We start from the raw sequence: 18,110 nt of genomic DNA on the forward strand, positions 1-18,110 counted from the left end.
GGCTCCTATGCGCTTTTTAAAGTGAGTTCAGGAACGCCAGCAACGCGGCACGCTGCCCGGCATTGAAAGTGAGTACGAAATTGCGTGCCGCCTCGGCCTCTCCTCCGTGCCAGAGCACGGCTTCGAGCAGGTTGCGGGCGCGGCCGTCGTGCAGGAACTGGCTGTGCCCACTGACCGTTTCGCTCAGGCCGATGCCCCACAGTGGCGGGGTGCGCCAGTCCTGGCCGTTGGCGGCGAACTCGGTGCGCTCGTCGGCCAGGCCCGGGCCCATGTCATGCAACAGCAGGTCGCTGTAGGGGCGGATCAGCTGGTTGGCCAGCTCCGGCTCGGCGGCATTGGCGGCGGTGGTGAACTGCGGCGTATGGCAGCCCTGGCAGCCGGCCTGGTAGAACAGGTTCTTGCCCGCCAGCACCTGCGGCGAGCCCACATCGCGGCGGGCCGGCACGGCCAGGTTGCGGGTGTAGAAGGTGACCAGGCGCAGGATGTTGTCGCTGACTTCCTTCTCGTCACCGGCACCGTTGCCGTTGGGCGCGGCCAGGCAGTCGGCCTGCGCCGCGGTGCAGTCGTCGTTGGGCAGCAGGGTGGTGGTCAGGCCCATGTCGCCGGCAAAGGCGTGCACGTTCTGCTGGTTGACGTTGGGCTGCCCGGCCTTCCAGCCGAAGCGGCCGACCACGGTCTTGCCCTGGGCGTCGTCCCACACCCGGTTGGCCCGGCCGCGGATGCCGTCGCGGTTACGGTCGTCGGGGTCTTCGTTGGCCAGCAGGTCGGCTTCGGGGATGGCTTCGAGCAGGCCCAGGCCGATCATTGGCGGCGCCACCCGCGCCGAAAAGCGCGTGTCGGGGTGCATCACGCCATAGCCAAGCTGGGTGATCTGCAGGGCCGGCTTGCGCAGTTCGACCTGGTGGCCGTCCTTGAACGACACCGTTTCGCTGGTATAGCTCACCCGCACCTTGCCTTCTGGCGTCACGCCCGGGATGGCCATGTCCTGCAGCTGGGTGCCATAGACCGGTTCCGGCACCACGCCGAGGCGCTCCACCACCTTGGCCAGGTAGGGCTGGTCGGGGATCGACAGGCGTACCAGCATCGATACGGCATTGCTGTCGCCCGGTTCTGGCGGGTGGCCGCGGCCGTCACGTACGTGGCAGTTCTGGCAGGCATTGGTGTTGAACAGCGGGCCCAGGCCGTCACGTGCGGTGGTGGTGGACGGGGCGATTACCCAGGGGTTGCGGAAGAAACTGTTGCCGACGGCGAAGTCCAGGCGCCGCTCGGGCGAGAGGTTGGCCGAGGGCAGGGAATAGGCATTGCGGTCAGTGCGCTGCACGGTGGCGTTGCCGCCCGACAGCGCTTCGCCGGGCTCGGCCTGGGTGAAACGCGGGGCGTCGTCACAGGCGGCGAGGGCAAAGGCCAGCAGCAGGGGGGAGAGTCGGGACAGCGACAAGGACATCGAGAATCCTGGGCGTGAGCGAAAAACCGGCGTGCAAGCTTAGCAGGGTGGGGGAGTTTGAATAAGAGCAATTTGCAATTGCTGGATGAAATCGGTGTCAGTTGGCCATGGTTTGTGGGGGCCTGGTCGGGCCCAATCGCCGGCAAGCAAAAAAGGCGACCCGAAGGCCGCCTTTTTCAGAACCACTACAGCAGGATCAGAACTCGTGATCCGCGGTATCCGGGTTCAGGTTGGCAATACCCAGCTTGCCCGCGGCCTGCTCGATCGCACCGGTCTGCTTGACCAGGGCGGCAATGGCGTCGCGTACGATCTGGTTGCCGGCAGCGTTGTCGGCCGCGATCAGCTGATCGTAGTGCTCGCCCTTGAGGGCGTGGTCGACGATCACCTGGATCTTGGCCTCGGTGGCTTCGAGGTCGGCCTTGAGGGTGGCGTCGGCGGCCGGGTCGACCTTGGCCACCAGTGACGACAGGCTCGGGCCGGTCACCTTGGTGCCATCCGGGCGGGTGTACTCGCCCAGGTAGACGTTGCGGATACCCTTGGCGTCGTAGAAGTGCGAGTAGTGGGTGTTGTCGCTGAAGCAGTCCTGCTCGTCTTCCGGCGAGTTGGCTTCCAGCGAAACCTTCATGCGCTCGCCAGCCAGTTCGCCCAGCGACAGGCTGCCCATGCCGAACAGCATCTTGCGCAGGCCGTCGTTGACCGGCTCGGCTTCCAGCTTGGCTCGGTAGTTGTCTGCCACGTTGGGTGCCCAGTTGCCGACCATCTCTTCGAGGTCCTTGACCAGCAGGTCGGTGGCTGCTTTCAGGTAGGCACGGCGGCGGTCGTTGTGGCCGCCGGTGGCGCCCTTGCCTTCCAGGTAGTCCGACGCAGGGCGGTTGCCAGCGCCCGGGCCGGTGCCGTTCAGGTCCTGGCCCCAGAGCAGGAACTCGATGGCGTGGTAGCCGGTGGCAACGTTGGCTTCGGAGCCGCCCAGTTCGTTCAGGCTGGCCAGCTTCTCGGGGGTGATGTCCTTGACATCGACCTTCTCTTCGCCCACCTGGATCTCGGTGTTGGCGATGATGTTGGCGCTGGCCGCCGGGTTGCCCAGAGCGTGCTCGTAGCTCTTGTCGACGTAGTCGATCAGGCCTTCGTCCAGCGGCCAGGCGTTCACCTGGCCTTCCCAGTCGTCGATGATGGTGTTGCCAAAGCGGAAGGCTTCGGTCTGCAGGTACGGAACGCGCGAGGCGAACCAGGCTTCCTTGGCGGCCTTCAGGGTTTCGTCGTTGGGCTTGGCCAGGAATGCGTCGACCGCGGTCTGCAGGGCCTTGGCGGTGCTCAGCGAGTCGCTGTAGACGGTGTAGACCAGCTCGGCGTAGTGCTTGACCACGGCTTTGCCGGCAGCTTCGTCGACAGCCCCGGGCGCTGCAGCGGTGGTGCTGGCGGCAGCAGGTGCCTGGGCTTGCGGCGCGGCGGCCTTGTCGTCCTTGCCTTCACCGCAACCGGCGAGAGCGATGGCAATGGCCAGCAGACTGGCGGAGGCCAGAGGCATTCGAATCATTATTGGTTTTCCTGCATCGTGTGGTTGGACCAAGGGGTGGACCGTGCGCCGTGGCACGCGAAACCACAACATCATGCGAAAGATTTGCATTTGCTGTAAAGGGGCGGGCGTGCAATTCGGGTAAATGCCGGTCACGGCCTGTAACCGGGCAGGCGGCTCAGAACATCGAAACCTGGTTGCGCTGCGCCTGCTTGAGGAAGTTGGTCAGCTCACGGGCCGACAGCGGCTTGCTGTAGTGGTAGCCCTGGCCTTCGTGGCAGCCCTGGGCGACGATGTAGGTTTCCTGTTCGGCGGTTTCCACGCCTTCAGCGATCACCTGCATCCCCAGGCTCTTGCCCAGCTGGATGATGGCGCGAACGATGGTGGCGTCATCATCGTCGTCCAGCAGGTCCTGGACGAAGCTCTTGTCGATCTTGATCTTGTCCAGCGGCAGCGATTTCAGGTAGCTGAGCGACGAGTAGCCGGTGCCGAAGTCGTCGATGGCAATCAGTGCTCCGGAGCGGCGCAGGCTCAGCAGGTGCTGGGCGGCGGTGCTGATGTCTTCCATCAGGCCGGTCTCGGTGACTTCCAGCTCCAGGCTGCGTGGCGGCAGGCGGTAGGCCTGCAGCAGGTTGTTGACCACCCGCGGCAGTTCGTTGTGGTGCAGCTGTACGGTGGACAGATTGACCGCCATGCGCAGGTCGCTGAAGCCCATGTCGTGCCATTCGCGCAGCTGCCGGCAGGCCTGGTCGAGCACCCACTCGCCGATGCTGATGATGCTGCCGTTCTGTTCGGCGAGGGGGATGAACTGATCTGGCGGCACCATGCCCAGCTCCGGGTGCTGCCAGCGCAGCAGTGCCTCGACACCGACCACGCTGTGGTCGCGGTAGCTGATCTGTGGCTGGTACACCAGGTACAGCTGGTTGCGCGCCTGGGCTTCGCGCAGGTCCTTTTCCAGCTCGCGACGGCGGCGCATCTCGCTGTCGACGCTGGCGATGTAGAACTGGTAGCGGTTGCGCGAACGGGCCTTGGCCAGGGTCATGGTCTGTTCGGCTTTCTGCAGCAGCTTCTCGGTGCTGTCGCCGTCTTCCGGGAACAGGGTGATGCCGATGGTGGCGCGTAGGCGGATCTGCTGGTGGTGGTCGAGGTCGAACGGCACTTCCAGGTCGTCGAGGATACTCTGTGCCAGCTCGGCCGCCTCGTAGGGCTGCTCGATATTGGCCTGTACCAGGGCGAACTGGTCACCGCCCAACCGTGCCAGGGCGCCCAGGCGGCCGCTGTGGGCGCGCAGACGGTCGGCCAAGGCCAGCAGCAGCTGGTCGCCGACCTGGTAGCTGAACTGCTCGTTGATGCCCTTGAAGTCGTCCAGGCCTACGCATAGCACCGCCACACGGTGTTGCAGGCGGCCGCCGTCGACGAGGATCTTGTCCAGTTGCTGCTGCAACTGCTGGCGGTTGGGCAGGCCTGTGAGGAAGTCGTACTGCGCCATGCGTTGCAGGCTGTTTTCCGCTTCATGGCGCAGGTGGGTATTGCGCTCGATCGAGGCCAGCAACTGGTTGGCGGTGTTTACCCACAAGCCCAGTTCGTTCTTCTCGTGGCCCTTTAGCAGCGGCAGTTGGTGCTGGCTGGGGCGGTCGGGGTTGATCTGGGTAAGGTGCTCGATGATCTTCGACAGCGGTTTGGTCAGCAGCCAGTGGTAGACCAGGTACAGCACCAGGCCCATGGCCAGGGCCCGCAGCACACCGGAAATGAAGATGATCACGGCGTTGATCAGAAAGTCTTCGCCGTAGGACGAGGTGTCGAGGGTGATGCTCAGGTCGCCATAGTATTCGCTGTAGGGGCCGCGGCCGACCAGTTGCGTGGTGTAGGTACGTTCCTGGCCGAGGATAAGGTCGGTCAGCCAGCGCATGGGCGTGTCCTGCAGCGGGCGGGACTTTTCTGCCAGCATGGTTTCGTTGGGATGGCCGATGGACGCCATGCGTACCGATTCGTCCTGGAACAGGCCTTCCATCACCTGCATGCCCATTTCGCGGTCCAGGCTATATACCGCCTGGGTCGAGGGGTCGCGGAACATGTCGAGGATGCGCTGGGCATCGTTGTTCACGGCCTGGCGGGTCTTGTAGGTGTCGTAGACGATTTGCGCACAGCTGAGCACGACACCGACCGCCAGCGCCGACAGCAGCACGACCCTGAGCAACTTGACCGACAAGCTGTTCCGCAATTCCAGCTTCAATGGGGTTTCCTTAATCCATACGCATGGCATCATTTTGCCATCAACGATGACGATACACTATCGGCCGACCATTAGTAGTGTATCGGTTGCCTGACCCCGCAACTTGAATGCGCTGTATCAATCTTCCAGAGGTTTGATGTTAGCGTGGTATGCGGGTTGAGCAAGCATTTTGCGGGTGGGGCGCAGGTGAAAACTGTGCAGGCCACTTCGCGGGCAAGCCCGCCCCCACAGGCATTGCACATTCTTCGAACAGTGTAAAGCCTGTGGGAGCGGACCGGGATTTGCTCGCCGCTGGAGAAGCGGACGGATCCCTGCGATGAAAGGCAACCACCTGTGTACGCATGCAGACGAGCACAGCATCCGCCATCAGGCAGGCACTGTGAAGGCACGCGTTATCGGGCAGTTACAGTAGTGCGGGGAAAGGGTTATTGGCGATTGGCACTGCTGGCCGGCCATTGTTCAAGTTCGGCACAGGGCGGGGTCAGGAACATGTCCGACTGAAACCGAATCCCGCAACTGTAATCGATGAAGGCAGGCGCGTTCTCGGCGGCGGCAATATTGTATTTCTGGAACGGCAACATGGCCCTGCGCACCGGCGACTGGTTGAGAATATTCTTGAATACCATGCTGGTGTCATCGGCAATCCACAGCCGACGGACTTTTCTTTTCATGTTGCCGTCAGTGAACTGGTGGCGTGCATGCAATACTCGCAAGTTGTCCATGACCAGGATTTCGCCGGGTTCCAGGCTAATGTTGGTGATGTAGTCCGGGTTGGTTGAATATTTATCCTGGATATATTGGAAGGCGGAACTGGCCCATTCCGGACTGAACGCAGTGCTGTCATACCGGTAGCGAATACGCAGTTTGTTCTCGTTGACCTTTTCGAAGACAGAACAATCGATCGACAGCAGGTCATCACGGCAGTACGTGACACTGCCACTGGTCATCAGGATCTTCAGGATGTCGGGATGATTCACCAGCAGGTCATTATAAATGCGCTGCCCATCCACCAGGAAATTGTCGCCGCCAAACTGCGGTTTGGAAACGCACTGCAGAATGACGTATTTGGGCGGGGTAATCTTCCTGGCAACCCCATCGATATACGCCATGCCATTGAGGAACGAGCCATCCGTATGGGGATAGAAGTCGCTCGACAGTTCGCCGTGGTAGTCGTCCCTGAACGCTTGCCAGTCCTTGTTGATCGGATCGCCGCCGCCGACCACGCCAGTCTTGTCGGATTTGGTATGGAACTGGATCAGGCCGAACCGGCCTGCCACCGCGCGAAAGGCCTCGAGCGAATCGTCCTCGGGGTTGATTACGCAATATCCATGTTCATGAAGAAAAGTCGAGATCCCCTGGGTGTCCTTGGAATCAAACTTTTTACGCGCGATCATTTCAAACTCCTTGTTTGAATGGATGAAGCTCAGACGTTTTGAATAAAGTGGTCCACAATCATTTTCAAACCGAAGAACGTCACCCCGGCTTTAAGCAGGATGGCGCCAACACGTTGCGATATTCGATTTCGAAGAAAGCCGCCCAGGTAGGAACCGGCGGTGGAGGCGGTGATCATGATGATGATCAACTGGGCATAGTCCATGAAGGCAAAGCCGGCAAAGACAAAGGCAGCTACTTTCAGGCCGTGCAATACACTCATCTGCATGGCGTGGGTGACGATGACCTGATCCTTGTTGATGTTCATCCTCATCAGGATCGGCTGGGAAATAAGCCCGGTGACGGCAACGAACAGTGATAGAAACGTTTGCAGGAAGCCAACGATGGCAAAGTTTTTCAGGACAAAGCCGAGCGAGGCGACCAGCTTGGTCCAGGTAATCGCCAGGATGAAGATGCCGAGAATCAACGACAGGTACTTTTCCGGGAAATGCCCAATGAAGAAGTAACCGATGGCTGCCCCTGAAAGGCAGCCGATGACATAACGCGGGAGAATCTCGATTTTTGCGTGCTTGTAATCGAAGGCGAAGCGGCTGCCGTTGCTGACCATCTGAATCAGGCCATGCACCGGCACAACGGCAGAAATGGGCAGGAACTGCGGCATGACTGCCAATAGGCCAATCCCGCCGCCTACGCCGATAGCGGCAGTCATCAAAGAAGTTAAAAAGCTGACGCCCACCAAAACATATAGGCCAGCGGATAGTTCAAACATTGTCACTCCTGTCTGATTGACATGAATTCAAGCGGGCACTTCTGTACCGCAGTTGCTCGTTGCTGTTTGTGGCGCGCACGCAGCCACCCGACGGCGCACGGCGCGCCATCGGCTGTCGATGATTGGTTGATAGCGGGTATGTCAGCGCCTGGCTTTCAGTGCCGAGCAGCGCCTTTACGCAGCGGGCGCGCTATTTCTCCGGCAGCGCCCAGGCAATGATGCTGTCACCCAGCTTGGTCGGAATCCGGTCATGCCCGCCGACCACGGCAACAACGTACTGCCGCCCTTCGCTCATGTAGGTCAGGGGCGAAGCCTGGTTGCCGGCCGGTAGGCGCTCCTCCCACAGCAATTCACCACTTTCGCTGTTGTAGGCGCGCATGAAACGGTCGATGGCAGCGCCAATGAAGGTCACGCCTCCTGCTGTAGCCACGCCAGTGGCGTCGCTCGGAGTGCCGATTTCGAAGCGCAGTTTCGAGGCGATGCCCAAGGGCCCACTGTCATAGCCGGTGCCGAACGGGCGGCTCCAGCGCACTTCACGTGTGCGCAGGTCGATAGCGGAGATGAACCCCCAGGGTGGTGCGATGCACGGCTGTTCCAGCGCTGACATCCATGGGTCCTTGATTGCCCCGAACGGCAGACCGGCCTGGACGCGGAACCCCTGGTTATTGCCCGGCGACTCCTGGAACGACTTGGCATTGATCGCATCGAGCTGCTCCCGTGGAACCAGCCCCTGCATGTACGGCAGCCGCTGGTTGTTGATGATCAGCAGGCCTCGTTGCAGGTCCACCATCACCCCGCCCCAGTTCAGGCCGCCGTGATGGCCGGGGAAGATCAGGCTTTGCTGGCCGACCACCGGTGGCGTAAAGATCCCTTCGTAACGCGCCTGGCGAAACTCGATGCGGCATTGCAACTGATCGAACGGCGTCAGGCCCCAGGCATTGGTTTCGTTCAGCACTTCCGGGGTTTTCGATGGGCGGCCCATGGTGCTCGGCATGCCCGGTGACAGCGGCTGCGTGGCCGCGGTGTAGTCCCCAGGGGCCGTGCCTTGCGGGACGGCAGCCTGCACGACATCGACCAGCGGTTCGCCGGTGGCGCGGTCGAGGACGAACAACTGGCCTGATTTGGTGGCTTGAATGACTGCCGGGCGTGGGCCGCTGCTCGTGGGGAAATCGATCAGCGCCGGTTGTGGGCTCAGGTCGTAGTCCCAGAGGTCGTGATGGACGGTCTGGAAATGCCATTTGACCTTGCCGGTGAGCGCATCCAGGGCCACCAGTGAAGAGCTGAACTTGTCTTCCTGTTCGGTACGGGTACCGCCATAGAAGTCGCCTGCAGCATTGCCGGTGGTGATGTAGACCAGCCCCAGTTCGTCGTCGGCGGAAATCGGCGCCCATGAGTTGGGCGTGCTGAGCGTGTAGGTTTCATCGGCGTCGGCAGGCGCAGTGCTGTCGGGGCGACCGAGGTCCCAGGCCCACTTCTGTTTGCCGCTGACTGCGTCGTAGGCGCGAACCACACCTGACGGCGCCGGGCGCACATCCGAGTCAAGCACCCGGCCACCGGTAATGACCACACCGCGGATTACCAATGGTGCAGAAGTGATGCCGGTGGAGCCTTTGCGGAACGTGCCCAGGCCGTCCTTGAGGTCGGCAAAGCCTGCCGTGCCGAAATCTGGGCAGGCCTGCCCGGTGAGCGCATCAACTGCACCCAGGCGGATGTCGTTGGTGCCCCAGATGATGCGTTTGGCGCACAGGCCACTGGCATTGGGTACTTCGTAGTACGAGACACCACGGCAATAGGCACCACCGTTGGCGAAATAGTCCGGGTCGACTTTCGAGTCGTAGCGCCAGTTCTCCTTGCCGGTAGTGGCGTTCAACGAAATGATGATTTGCTTGGGCGTGCAGGTATACAGCGAGTCGCCAACCTTGATTGGCGTGGCCTCGTTCAGATACTTGGTTTTTTCGCCAGGCTGTTTCACATCGCCATGATGATACTCCCAGGCCTTGACCAGGCCGGAAACGTTGCTTGGGGTAATCTGCGCCGCAGCGGAATAGTGGTTGCCGAGGTTGGAGCCGGCATAGGCGGTCCAGTTGGTCTTGTCGTGGGACGCGGCGACATTGGCGTCCGGTGAGGTCACAGTACTGCGGCTGAAGGGTTGCTGTGTATGCGCGGTGATAGCGGGCGAGTCGGCCAGGTGAACGGTGTTGGGGAAGAACAGCGGTGTCAGGATGGTGGCCGCCATCAGCAGCGGCAGCCCCCCCATGATGCTGAAATACAGTGCCTTGTTGACTTTGGCAAAGTCGCGCCGGACAAGAGGCCAGAAGGCCAGAAAGATCACACTGAGAAGTACCAGCCATGCCAGACGTGGGATATAGGCCCAGCCGTTGTAGCCGGATTCCCAGATTGCCCAGCCGTAGGTGGCCAGGGATGCTGCACCGTAGAGATAGATGCCGAGCGACTTCTTCAGGCCCATGAGTGCGGCTGACAGCAGCAATGCGGTACCCATCATTGCGTAGTAAGGCGAGCCGCCGGCACTGACCAGCGTGCTTCCCTGACAGGCCAGCGTCAGGCCAAGCAGGGCCAGCAGAATCGTGTACACCCCGAACAGCAGGCTGGAGACCCCCGTCCCGTTAGCCAACGTTCCTTGTTTCATTGCAATCATCCCTGTGTGATTCGGTGCCACAGTGCGTCCGAGCGGCGCGCATAATTGCTTATTCTTGCAATGAAATACAATAAGTGGCGCGAAATTTACTCCTGGCGCTGAATCTCAGGGTGGTTTTGTATCTTGCATGAAAAGAAGGCAATGTCTAAGCTGCCTTCCCTGATCTGAACGCGCGGGTAATGAAAGGTAGGCGGGGGAAGGGGTTACGCCTGCTGGCTTTCCAGCAAGGCATCCTGACGGGTCTTGAGCCGGCCGACTTCGTCCAGATGTTTCCAGAGAAACTGAGCGGCTTCTTCACGCCGACCGGACTCGATCAAGTCGAGCAGGTGCAGGTGCTCCAGGCATTGCGTCATCAGGCGACTGCGGTCGACGTTGGCTTTGTAGCTCATGAAGCGTCTGAGCTGGTTTTGCCGGCGTATGGCATCTATGAAGAAGAGATTGCCCGAGCACTGCACGATCATTTCGTGAAACTGGGCGCCAATTTCGAACAGTTGGGCACGTGACAGCTGGTGAATTTCGCCGTCGAGCATGGCCTGCTGTTGCTCCCGGGCTTTGGCAAATGCGGCCTGGTTGACCTTGTAGCCTGGCTCGCGCAGTGCGGCCGGCTCGATGGCCATGCGGAAGCGGTAGCTCTGGATGTGGGTCTGGGCGTTGTGTACGAATTCGTTAAGGCTCCAGCCTTGCCCGGGCTTGCGCTCGACCATGGCTTCGCTGGCCAGCCGGTTGAGGACCTTGAGCAGTTGCCCGCGGGGCACGGAGTAGCGTCGCAGTAATTGGGCCTCAAAGAATTCGGCAGGGACTTCCCCGCTGAGGATGTCGTCCACCACGCGCAGGTAGAAGTCTTCGAATGGGTCGCAGGTGGGCGGTACAGTGGTTTCCTGGATCTGCCCGGCGTCCTGTTTCAGAAAGTAGCCGCGATTGGGCTCCTGCACCGCGATGTTCCACTCGGCGAGCAGGGCAAATACCCTGCGAATGGGGGAGCGGGAGACATCGAAGGCTTGGGCGAAGGTCTGCTCGCGCAATGGCTCGCCGGCCTTCATCGACCGGGCGCGGATCATCTCGATGACGCGAGGGGCCAACTGCAGGGCGAGATCTTTCTTTATCACAGGCTGTATTCCGAATGGTTATCTTCAGTCGATCCAGCAGATTCGGGTCGGACTGGGGGCAGGAAAATACCACACACGGATGGATCTATACGCATGCTCAAATTCAATGCTCATCTCGGCTTCCAGTTCAATGAACTGCCTTTTCTGCAGCGTATCGAAGCCGCTGCCGCCGCCGGATTTCGTGCGGTGGAATTCCCGTCGCCCTATGAATTCGATGCGAGTTTGTTGGCTGATCAACTGGCGCAATATGGGTTGCCATTGGTCCAGTTCGCTGCGCCGGCTGGCGTTTCCAAGGGTATTGCCGCGGTGGCGGGCAAGGAGCCCGAGTTCCGTGACGGGTTACGCCAGGCCGTCAGCTATGCCCGCGCACTGGCGTGTGCGGATGTGCACCTGATGTCCGGGGTAACCCATGAGGATGGCGCCGACAAGGTGTATGCGAGCAACCTGGACTATGCCGTGAAGTATTTTGAAGACCAGGGGCTGCGGCCATTGATCGAGGTGATCTGCACGCAGGCAATGCCGGGGTATTACATGTCCGACTTCGGCAAGGCGCAGCGGGTGCTGGAGGCGCATCCCGGTATGGGGCTGATCCTTGATCTTTATCATGCACAGTTGCTGACCGGAAATGCTGCCGATGTGCTGGCGCAGTTCTTTGAGCGGACAGTGCATGTGCAGGTGGCCGACTGCCCGGGGCGGCATCAGCCGGGGACGGGGCAGATGGATGTTGCAGGGTTGCTGGCGGCGCTGGAGCAGCGCGGGTATGCAGGGTGGGTTGGATGTGAGTATCGGCCTACGGGTGCCACTGTAGATAGCCTTGGCTGGCTTGATCGGTACGTTTCCTGAAAATACGGCGTTCTGGCCCCTCGCATGCCCCGAAAAAAAATCCGATACCAGAGGACTGGCATCGGATTTTCGAAGAGCCCCGGCGTGGCGCCGGGGTTCTGTCTCAAGGCTGGATGATTCAGGCCTTGAAGGTCTTGCCTTCGAACTGTTCGGCAACGAAGGCCCAGTTGACCAGGTTCCAGAATGCCTCGACGTACTTGGGACGCAGGTTGCGGTAGTCGATGTAGTAGGCGTGTTCCCAGACGTCGCAGGTCAGCAGCGGGATGTCGCCGCTGGTCAGCGGGCAGCCGGCGCCGATGGTGCTGGCCAGGGCCAGGGAACCGTCAGCCTTCTTCACCAGCCAGCCCCAGCCGGAACCGAAGGTGCCAACCGAGGTCTTGGTGAACTCTTCCTTGAACTTGTCGAAGGAACCGAAAGCGGCGTTGATGGCGTCAGCCAGGGCACCGGTCGGCTGGCCACCGGCGTTTGGTGCCAGGCAGTTCCAGTAGAAGGTGTGGTTCCAGACTTGAGCGGCGTTGTTGAAGATGCCGCCCGAAGAGGTCTTGACGATCTCTTCCAGGGTCTTGCCTTCGAATTCGGTGCCTGGGACCAGGTTGTTCAGGTTCACGACATAGGTGTTGTGGTGCTTGTCGTGGTGATACTCCAGGGTTTCCTTGGAGATGTGCGGCTGCAGGGCATCGTGGGCGTACGGCAGCGGCGGCAATTCAAAAGCCATGGTGGATCTCCTGATTCAGGTCTGTTTGCGGTTTGCGCAAGGCCGATCACGGGCGGCCCGATGAGCGTCGGCGAGTTTGTACTCTTTGCGACGCAAGGGCTGGATCATAGCACCGGGCCCGGCGCATAACCACGCAACAAAGATAGGGAATAGAGGTTCCAGAGCGGGTGGGGCGTGCCGACCGGTGGTGCTCGGCTTACCCCTTGTGGCGCCTGGCAGATCGAGCGCCGCCCGCGCGGCGCTCGATCTCACAGGCGCTAAAAATGTTGTGACAAGCCCAGAGTCAGTTGAAGATCAACTGCGCCGCCACCGCGAACATCATCACCGCCACCATCAGGTCGAGCATGCGCCAGGTCGCTGGCCGGGCCAGCCACGGTGCCAGCCAGGCCGCGCCGATTGCCAGGGTCGAGAACCACAGCAGCGAGGCACTGGCGGCACCGGCCACGTAGGCACCAGGTGCGGTCTGCTGGGCACCCAGCGAGCCGATCAGCAACACCGTGTCGAGGTACACGTGCGGGTTCAGCAGGGTCACCGCCAGGGCACTGAGCAATACCGCGCGGCGTGAGCGTGCTCCCTGGCCTTGCTGATGCTGCAGGCTCTGCCTGGAGCAGGCGCTGCGCAAAGCCTTGGCGCCGTACCAGATCAGGAACACCGCGCCGCCCCAGCGGGCGATCGCCAGCAAGGTCGGGTTGTGCGCCAGCACCGTCGCCAGGCCGAACACTCCGGCGGCCACCAGAATGGCGTCACAAATGATGCACAGGGCCGCCACTGGCAGGTGATGCTCGCGGCGCAAGCTCTGGGCGAGGACGAAGGCGTTCTGTGCACCGATGGCCATGATCAGGCCGAAGGCCACGAGCATGCCGTTGAGATAGCTTTGCCACATGGCGTGCTCTCCAGAAATGAATTGCCGTAAAAGATGCTGGCCATTGTGATGAACTGCGCTGTATAAGAAAAACAAATAGAGCTGATCAGTCATTAGGGAAATCGATGTTCGACTACAAGCTGCTGGCCGCCCTCGCCGCGGTGATCGAACAGGGTGGTTTCGAACGCGCGGCGCAGGTGCTTGGGTTGTCGCAGTCGGCCATCTCCCAGCGCATCAAGCTGCTTGAGGCGCGGGTCGGCCAGCCGGTGCTGGTGCGAGCCACACCGCCAAGCCCGACCGAAGTCGGCCGCCAGTTGCTCAACCATGTGCAGCAGGTGCGCCTGCTTGAACGCGACCTGCAGCGCCAGGTGCCGGCGCTGGACGAGGAGGGCATGCCGGAGCGCCTGCGCATCGCCCTCAACGCCGACAGCCTGGCCACCTGGTGGGCCGGCGCAGTGGGCAATTTCTGCGCACAGCAGAACGTGCTGACCGACCTGGTGGTGGAGGACCAGGAAGTGGGCCTGAAACGCATGCGTGCGGGCGAAGTGGCGGCCTGCCTGTGTGGCAGCGAGCGGCCGGTGGCCGGGGCGCGCAGCCTGCCACTGGGCGCCATGCGCTACCGGGCGCTGGCCAGCCCCGGGTTCATGGCGCGGCATTTTCCGCAGGGCTTCGCTGCCAGCCGCCTGGCCCGTACCCCGGCGATCGTGTACGGCCCGGACGACTTCCTGCAACACCGCTACCTGGCATCGCTGGGCATCGCGGATGGCTTCCTGCACCATTTGTGCCCGTCGTCCGAAGGCTTCCTGCGCATGACCGAAGCCGGCCTGGGCTGGGGCCTGGTGCCCGAATTGCAGGCCCGCGAGCAACTGGCCAGCGGCCAGTTGGTGGAAATCTGCAGCGATACCCCCATCGATGTGCCGCTGTACTGGCATCATTGGCGCAATGGCGGGCAACTGCTCGCGCAACTGACCGACCACCTGCGGCACACCGCACGGCAATGGCTGGTGCCCTTGTAGCCACGGCTGGCGTCAGTTGCATCTGAAATCTGGCAAGACGGAGTCTTACATGCGAATTCTGGTCACCGGCGCGAGTGGCTTCATTGGCGGGCGCTTTGCGCGCTTTGCCCTGGAGCAGGGCCTGGACGTGCGGGTCAGCGGCCGTCGGGCCGAAGGGGTCGAGCACCTGGTCAAGCGCGGCGCCCAGTTCATCCCCGGCGACCTGGGTGATGCCGAGCTGGCCCGTCGCCTGTGCCAGGGCGTCGAGGCCGTGGTGCACTGCGCTGGCGCGGTGGGCAACTGGGGGCGCTACCAGGACTTCTACCAAGGCAATGTGGTGGTCACCGAAAACGTGGTCGAGGGCTGTTTGAAGGAGCACGTACGACGCCTGGTGCACCTGTCATCGCCATCGATCTACTTCAATGGCCGCTCGCGCCTGGATATCCGTGAAGACCAGGTGCCGCGCCGCTTCCACGACCACTATGGGCAGACCAAGTACATGGCCGAGCAGAAAGTGTTCGGTGCCCAGGAGTTCGGCCTTGAGGTGCTGGCGCTGCGTCCGCGCTTCGTCACCGGCGCCGGCGATGCCAGTATCTTCCCGCGGCTGATGCAGATGCAGCGCAAGGGGCGTGTGGCGATCATCGGCAACGGCCTGAACAAAGTCGATTTCACCAGCGTGCACAACCTCAACGAAGCGCTGCTCAGCGCCCTGCTCGCCGACGACCGGGCGCTGGGCCAGGCCTACAACATCAGCAACGGCCAGCCGTTGCCGCTATGGGACGTGGTCAACTACGTGATGCGCCAGATGCAGCTGCCGCAAGTTACCCGCTACCGCTCCTACGGCCTGGCCTACAGCCTGGCCGCGCTGAACGAGGCGGCCTGCATGTTGTGGCCTGGGCGCCCGCAACCGACCCTGTCGCGCCTGGGGATGCAGGTGATGAGCCGCGATTTCACCCTGGATATCAGCCGCGCCCGGCAGTACCTGGACTACCAGCCCAAGGTCAGCCTGTGGACGGCGCTGGATGAGTTCTGTGCCTGGTGGAAGCACCAGCCGCCGGGGCAGTGAAACCGCCGGGCCGACAATGGACATCAACACGCCGCGCTGGCGGTTTATACTCGTGCCTCTTTGCGACTACCGCGGTTGAATGTATCCATGCGTAACCATGCTCACGATGACTACGATGACGTGCCTACCCTGCGGGCCGGCACCCATGACGATGACGAACTGATGCCGGCGCACGTGGTGCGCAGCCGCCAGAAAGCCGCTCGCGGTGCCAGCACGGCACCGCTGTGGGCATTGCTCGGGGCCTCGTTCATCGCCTTGGCGGGCCTCGGCTGGTGGAGCTTCCAGCAGATCTCGCTGATGGAGCAGCAGCTGGTGGCGACCCAGGAAAGCTTTGCCCGCATCAGCGAAGAGGCGGCCGGGCGCCTGCAGGCGATCAGCGGCAAGGTGGCGGCCAGCGAGTCCGGCGCCACTACCAGCAGCGAGGCGCTGAAGCTGCAGCTGCGCCAGTTGCAGAAGGGGGTGGCCGGGCAGACCGGCGACCTGGGCAAGCGCCTGGAGCAAGTGCTGGCCGATACCCGTGAACAGCAGAAGGCCGTGACCGAGCTGCAAAGCCAGTTGCAGGCGCAGTTAAAGCTGGTGAATGGCGAACTGGCCGCGTTGCGCTCGGGTCAGGTCGATGGTGGCAAGCTGGATACCCAGTTCAAGGGCCTGAACGAACAGGTTGCTGCGCTGAAGGCCGCGCAGGTGGATGGCGCCAAGCTGGACGGGCAGCTCAAGAGCCTGGGCAGCGAAGTGGCGGCGCTGAAGAAGCAGGGTAACCCGAGCGCGGCCATCCAGGACCTGGAGCAGGACATCCTGGTGCTCAAGAGCCAGATCGACAACCGCCCGGCTGCGTCGTCGGCGGGTGGTGCTTCGGTGCAGGAGTTCGATGCGTTCCGGGCGCAGACGACCCGCAACCTGAATACCTTGCAGAGCCAGATCCAGAACCTGCAGCAGCAGATCAACGCCCGGCCCTGAGATTACCTGAGCCTTCTTCGCGGGCACGCCCGCTCCCACAGGGGCAGCACAATCTTCAAGCTTGTCGCTGTACCTGTGGGAGCGGGCGTGCCCGCGAATGGCCCTCAATCACAACCGCGGATAGTCGATATACCCCACCGCCCCCTTGCCATAGAAGGTCTCCGGCCGCGCCTCGTTCAGCGGCGCATCCGCCGCCAGCCGCGCCGGCAGGTCAGGGTTGGCGATGAACGGCACGCCAAACGCCACTGCATCGGCCTTGCCACTGGCCAGGGCCGCATTGGCGCTGGCCTTGTCAAACCGCTCATTGACGATGTACGGGCCACCGAACGCCTCTTTGATCAGCGGGCCGATGCTGTCATCGGCTTCCCGTTCCCGCGAGCAGATGAAGGCGATGCCCCGTTTGCCCAGCTCACGGGCCACGTAGGTAAAGGTTTCGGCACGGTCGGCATCGCCCATGTCATGGGCATCGGCACGCGGCGCCAGGTGCACGCCCACGCGGTTCGCGCCCCACACCTCGATGGCCGCATCGGTCACTTCCAGCAGCAGGCGCGCACGGTTTTCCAGCGAGCCGCCGTAGTGGTCGGTGCGCTGGTTGGTGCTGCTCTGCAGGAACTGGTCGAGCAAATAACCGTTGGCACCGTGGATCTCCACGCCATCGAAACCGGCAGCCTTGGCATTCTCGGCTCCGCTGCGGTAGGCCTCGACGATGTCGATGATTTCTTCGGTTTCCAGCGCGCGCGGGGTGGGGTAGTCGCTGAGCGGGCGCACCAGGCTTACATGGCCCTTGGGCTGGATCGCGCTGGGGGCCACCGGCAGTTCACCGTTCAGGTAGCTGGGGTGGGAGATGCGGCCAACGTGCCACAGCTGCAGGAAGATGCGCCCGCCAGCGGCATGCACGGCCTTGGTCACGTTGTTCCAGCCACGCACCTGCTCGTCGTTCCAGATACCGGGGGTATCCGGGTAGCCGACGCCCATGGCGCTGACCGAAGTCGCCTCGCTGAGAATCAGCCCGGCACTGGCGCGCTGCACGTAGTACTCGGCCATCAGCGCATTGGGCACGCGGCCTTCGTCGGCCCGGCAGCGGGTGAGCGGGGCCATGATGATGCGGTTGGGCAGTTGCAGGTCGCCCAGGGTGATCGGATCGAAAAGCGTGGTCATGACGGTTACCTGCCTGTTCAGAGTGCTTGGCGCAGTTGTTCGAGAAACGCCTGGATGGTGGTTTCGTTACGTTTGAAGAAGTGCCATTGGCCGATCTTCTGGCTGCTGATCAGCCCGGCGCGCTGCAGGGTGGCCAGGTGGGCGGAAACGGTCGACTGCGACAGGCCGCAGCGTTGGTCGATCTGCCCGGCACACACACCGTTCTCGGTGCTGTGGTACTGGTCGGGAAACTGCGTTGCCGGGTCCTTCAGCCAGCTGAGGATTTCTCGCCTGACCGGGTGGGCCAGCGCTTTTATGATTTCGTCGAGATCGAGAGGCATGGGTTGAGGCTCGTTGTAGCGGTATATCGCGATAGGGCGAAATGTAAATCGTGGTTTCCCGATATACAAATACCAAGAGGT

General features: G+C 62.2%; 15 protein-coding genes. 4 read left to right on the plus strand and 11 right to left on the minus strand.

Features of this window, described 5'->3' with window-relative positions; genetic code table 11:
* Nucleotides 1-16: 16 nt before the first annotated feature.
* The 7 genes from J5M71_RS17995 to J5M71_RS18025 form a co-directional block, all read right to left on the minus strand.
* Entirely contained in the window at nt 17-1,444 is a 1,428-nt protein-coding gene (locus tag J5M71_RS17995; RefSeq protein WP_207834580.1) for a di-heme oxidoredictase family protein, read from the minus strand.
* 196 nt (nt 1,445-1,640) lie between these two features.
* The gene (locus tag J5M71_RS18000; protein ID WP_207834582.1) at nt 1,641-2,978 is read right to left on the minus strand and encodes an imelysin family protein; all 1,338 of its coding nucleotides are present in this window, start codon (nt 2,976-2,978) and stop codon (nt 1,641-1,643) included.
* Nucleotides 2,979-3,135: 157 nt separating this feature from the next.
* Complete coding sequence (locus tag J5M71_RS18005) at nt 3,136-5,190, minus strand: GGDEF domain-containing phosphodiesterase (protein WP_207834585.1); 2,055 nt, start codon at nt 5,188-5,190, stop codon at nt 3,136-3,138.
* A gap of 425 nt (nt 5,191-5,615) precedes the next feature.
* Nucleotides 5,616-6,584, minus strand: a complete 969-nt coding sequence (locus J5M71_RS18010) for a TauD/TfdA family dioxygenase (RefSeq protein ID WP_144171236.1) — start codon at nt 6,582-6,584, stop codon at nt 5,616-5,618.
* Nucleotides 6,585-6,613: 29 nt separating this feature from the next.
* Nucleotides 6,614-7,351: a TSUP family transporter gene (locus J5M71_RS18015; protein WP_043935892.1), complete on the minus strand. Its 738-nt coding sequence runs from the start codon at nt 7,349-7,351 to the stop codon at nt 6,614-6,616.
* A 190-nt stretch (nt 7,352-7,541) separates the two neighbouring features.
* Nucleotides 7,542-9,998 carry a membrane-bound PQQ-dependent dehydrogenase, glucose/quinate/shikimate family gene (locus tag J5M71_RS18020; RefSeq protein WP_207834587.1) on the minus strand — a complete coding sequence of 819 codons (2,457 nt, stop codon included), beginning with the start codon at nt 9,996-9,998 and terminating at the stop codon, nt 7,542-7,544.
* Between the two features lie 212 nt (nt 9,999-10,210).
* Nucleotides 10,211-11,113: a GntR family transcriptional regulator gene (locus J5M71_RS18025; protein WP_015271681.1), complete on the minus strand. Its 903-nt coding sequence runs from the start codon at nt 11,111-11,113 to the stop codon at nt 10,211-10,213.
* Between the two features lie 93 nt (nt 11,114-11,206).
* Here J5M71_RS18025 and J5M71_RS18030 point away from each other — a divergent pair, with 93 nt between their 5' ends.
* Nucleotides 11,207-11,956, plus strand: coding sequence for a TIM barrel protein (locus tag J5M71_RS18030; protein WP_054573318.1), 750 nt, complete (start codon nt 11,207-11,209; stop codon nt 11,954-11,956).
* A gap of 118 nt (nt 11,957-12,074) precedes the next feature.
* Here the strand turns inward: J5M71_RS18030 and J5M71_RS18035 are convergent, their stop codons facing one another.
* Both J5M71_RS18035 and J5M71_RS18040 read right to left on the minus strand, forming a co-directional pair.
* On the minus strand, nt 12,075-12,671 hold the full coding sequence (locus J5M71_RS18035) for a Fe-Mn family superoxide dismutase (RefSeq protein WP_207834589.1): 597 nt from the start codon (nt 12,669-12,671) through the stop codon (nt 12,075-12,077).
* Between the two features lie 283 nt (nt 12,672-12,954).
* Nucleotides 12,955-13,554, minus strand: a complete 600-nt coding sequence (locus J5M71_RS18040; protein WP_207834591.1) for a LysE/ArgO family amino acid transporter — start codon at nt 13,552-13,554, stop codon at nt 12,955-12,957.
* A 104-nt stretch (nt 13,555-13,658) separates the two neighbouring features.
* Between J5M71_RS18040 and J5M71_RS18045 the strand changes: the two genes are divergently transcribed.
* The 3 genes from J5M71_RS18045 (at nt 13,659) to J5M71_RS18055 (ending at nt 16,551) form a co-directional block, all read left to right on the plus strand.
* Nucleotides 13,659-14,549: a LysR family transcriptional regulator ArgP gene (locus J5M71_RS18045; protein ID WP_207834594.1), complete on the plus strand. Its 891-nt coding sequence runs from the start codon at nt 13,659-13,661 to the stop codon at nt 14,547-14,549.
* A 49-nt stretch (nt 14,550-14,598) separates the two neighbouring features.
* A complete protein-coding gene (locus J5M71_RS18050; protein ID WP_207834596.1) occupies nt 14,599-15,594 on the plus strand; it encodes an NAD(P)-dependent oxidoreductase in 996 nt (331 codons plus the stop codon).
* A gap of 87 nt (nt 15,595-15,681) precedes the next feature.
* Nucleotides 15,682-16,551 (plus strand): ATPase, encoded by an 870-nt coding sequence (locus J5M71_RS18055; protein WP_207834598.1) that lies wholly within the window; start codon nt 15,682-15,684, stop codon nt 16,549-16,551.
* Nucleotides 16,552-16,659: 108 nt separating this feature from the next.
* On the opposite strand, the gene J5M71_RS18060 is transcribed toward J5M71_RS18055, so the two are convergent.
* Both J5M71_RS18060 and J5M71_RS18065 read right to left on the minus strand, forming a co-directional pair.
* Nucleotides 16,660-17,709, minus strand: a complete 1,050-nt coding sequence (locus J5M71_RS18060; protein ID WP_207834600.1) for an alkene reductase — start codon at nt 17,707-17,709, stop codon at nt 16,660-16,662.
* A 17-nt stretch (nt 17,710-17,726) separates the two neighbouring features.
* On the minus strand, nt 17,727-18,029 hold the full coding sequence (locus tag J5M71_RS18065) for a helix-turn-helix transcriptional regulator (protein WP_063913266.1): 303 nt from the start codon (nt 18,027-18,029) through the stop codon (nt 17,727-17,729).
* Nucleotides 18,030-18,110 lie beyond the last annotated feature (81 nt).

The sequence above is a fragment of the Pseudomonas sp. 43(2021) genome (assembly GCF_017490805.1).
In the GTDB taxonomy this organism is placed as follows: Bacteria; Pseudomonadota; Gammaproteobacteria; order Pseudomonadales; family Pseudomonadaceae; genus Aquipseudomonas.

What these genes read in the sequence shown, in the direction of transcription:
- J5M71_RS17995 (WP_207834580.1), bottom strand. Translation starts at nt 1,444, where the DNA reads ATGTCCTTGTCGCTGTCCCGACTCTCCCCCCTGCTGCTGGCCTTTGCC.
- J5M71_RS18000 (WP_207834582.1), bottom strand. Translation starts at nt 2,978, where the DNA reads ATGATTCGAATGCCTCTGGCCTCCGCCAGTCTGCTGGCCATTGCCATC.
- J5M71_RS18010 (WP_144171236.1), bottom strand. Translation starts at nt 6,584, where the DNA reads ATGATCGCGCGTAAAAAGTTTGATTCCAAGGACACCCAGGGGATCTCG.
- J5M71_RS18015 (WP_043935892.1), bottom strand. Translation starts at nt 7,351, where the DNA reads ATGTTTGAACTATCCGCTGGCCTATATGTTTTGGTGGGCGTCAGCTTT.
- J5M71_RS18020 (WP_207834587.1), bottom strand. Translation starts at nt 9,998, where the DNA reads ATGAAACAAGGAACGTTGGCTAACGGGACGGGGGTCTCCAGCCTGCTG.
- J5M71_RS18030 (WP_054573318.1), top strand. Translation starts at nt 11,207, where the DNA reads ATGCTCAAATTCAATGCTCATCTCGGCTTCCAGTTCAATGAACTGCCT.
- J5M71_RS18035 (WP_207834589.1), bottom strand. Translation starts at nt 12,671, where the DNA reads ATGGCTTTTGAATTGCCGCCGCTGCCGTACGCCCACGATGCCCTGCAG.
- J5M71_RS18040 (WP_207834591.1), bottom strand. Translation starts at nt 13,554, where the DNA reads ATGTGGCAAAGCTATCTCAACGGCATGCTCGTGGCCTTCGGCCTGATC.
- J5M71_RS18045 (WP_207834594.1), top strand. Translation starts at nt 13,659, where the DNA reads ATGTTCGACTACAAGCTGCTGGCCGCCCTCGCCGCGGTGATCGAACAG.
- J5M71_RS18050 (WP_207834596.1), top strand. Translation starts at nt 14,599, where the DNA reads ATGCGAATTCTGGTCACCGGCGCGAGTGGCTTCATTGGCGGGCGCTTT.
- J5M71_RS18055 (WP_207834598.1), top strand. Translation starts at nt 15,682, where the DNA reads ATGCGTAACCATGCTCACGATGACTACGATGACGTGCCTACCCTGCGG.
- J5M71_RS18060 (WP_207834600.1), bottom strand. Translation starts at nt 17,709, where the DNA reads ATGACCACGCTTTTCGATCCGATCACCCTGGGCGACCTGCAACTGCCC.
- J5M71_RS18065 (WP_063913266.1), bottom strand. Translation starts at nt 18,029, where the DNA reads ATGCCTCTCGATCTCGACGAAATCATAAAAGCGCTGGCCCACCCGGTC.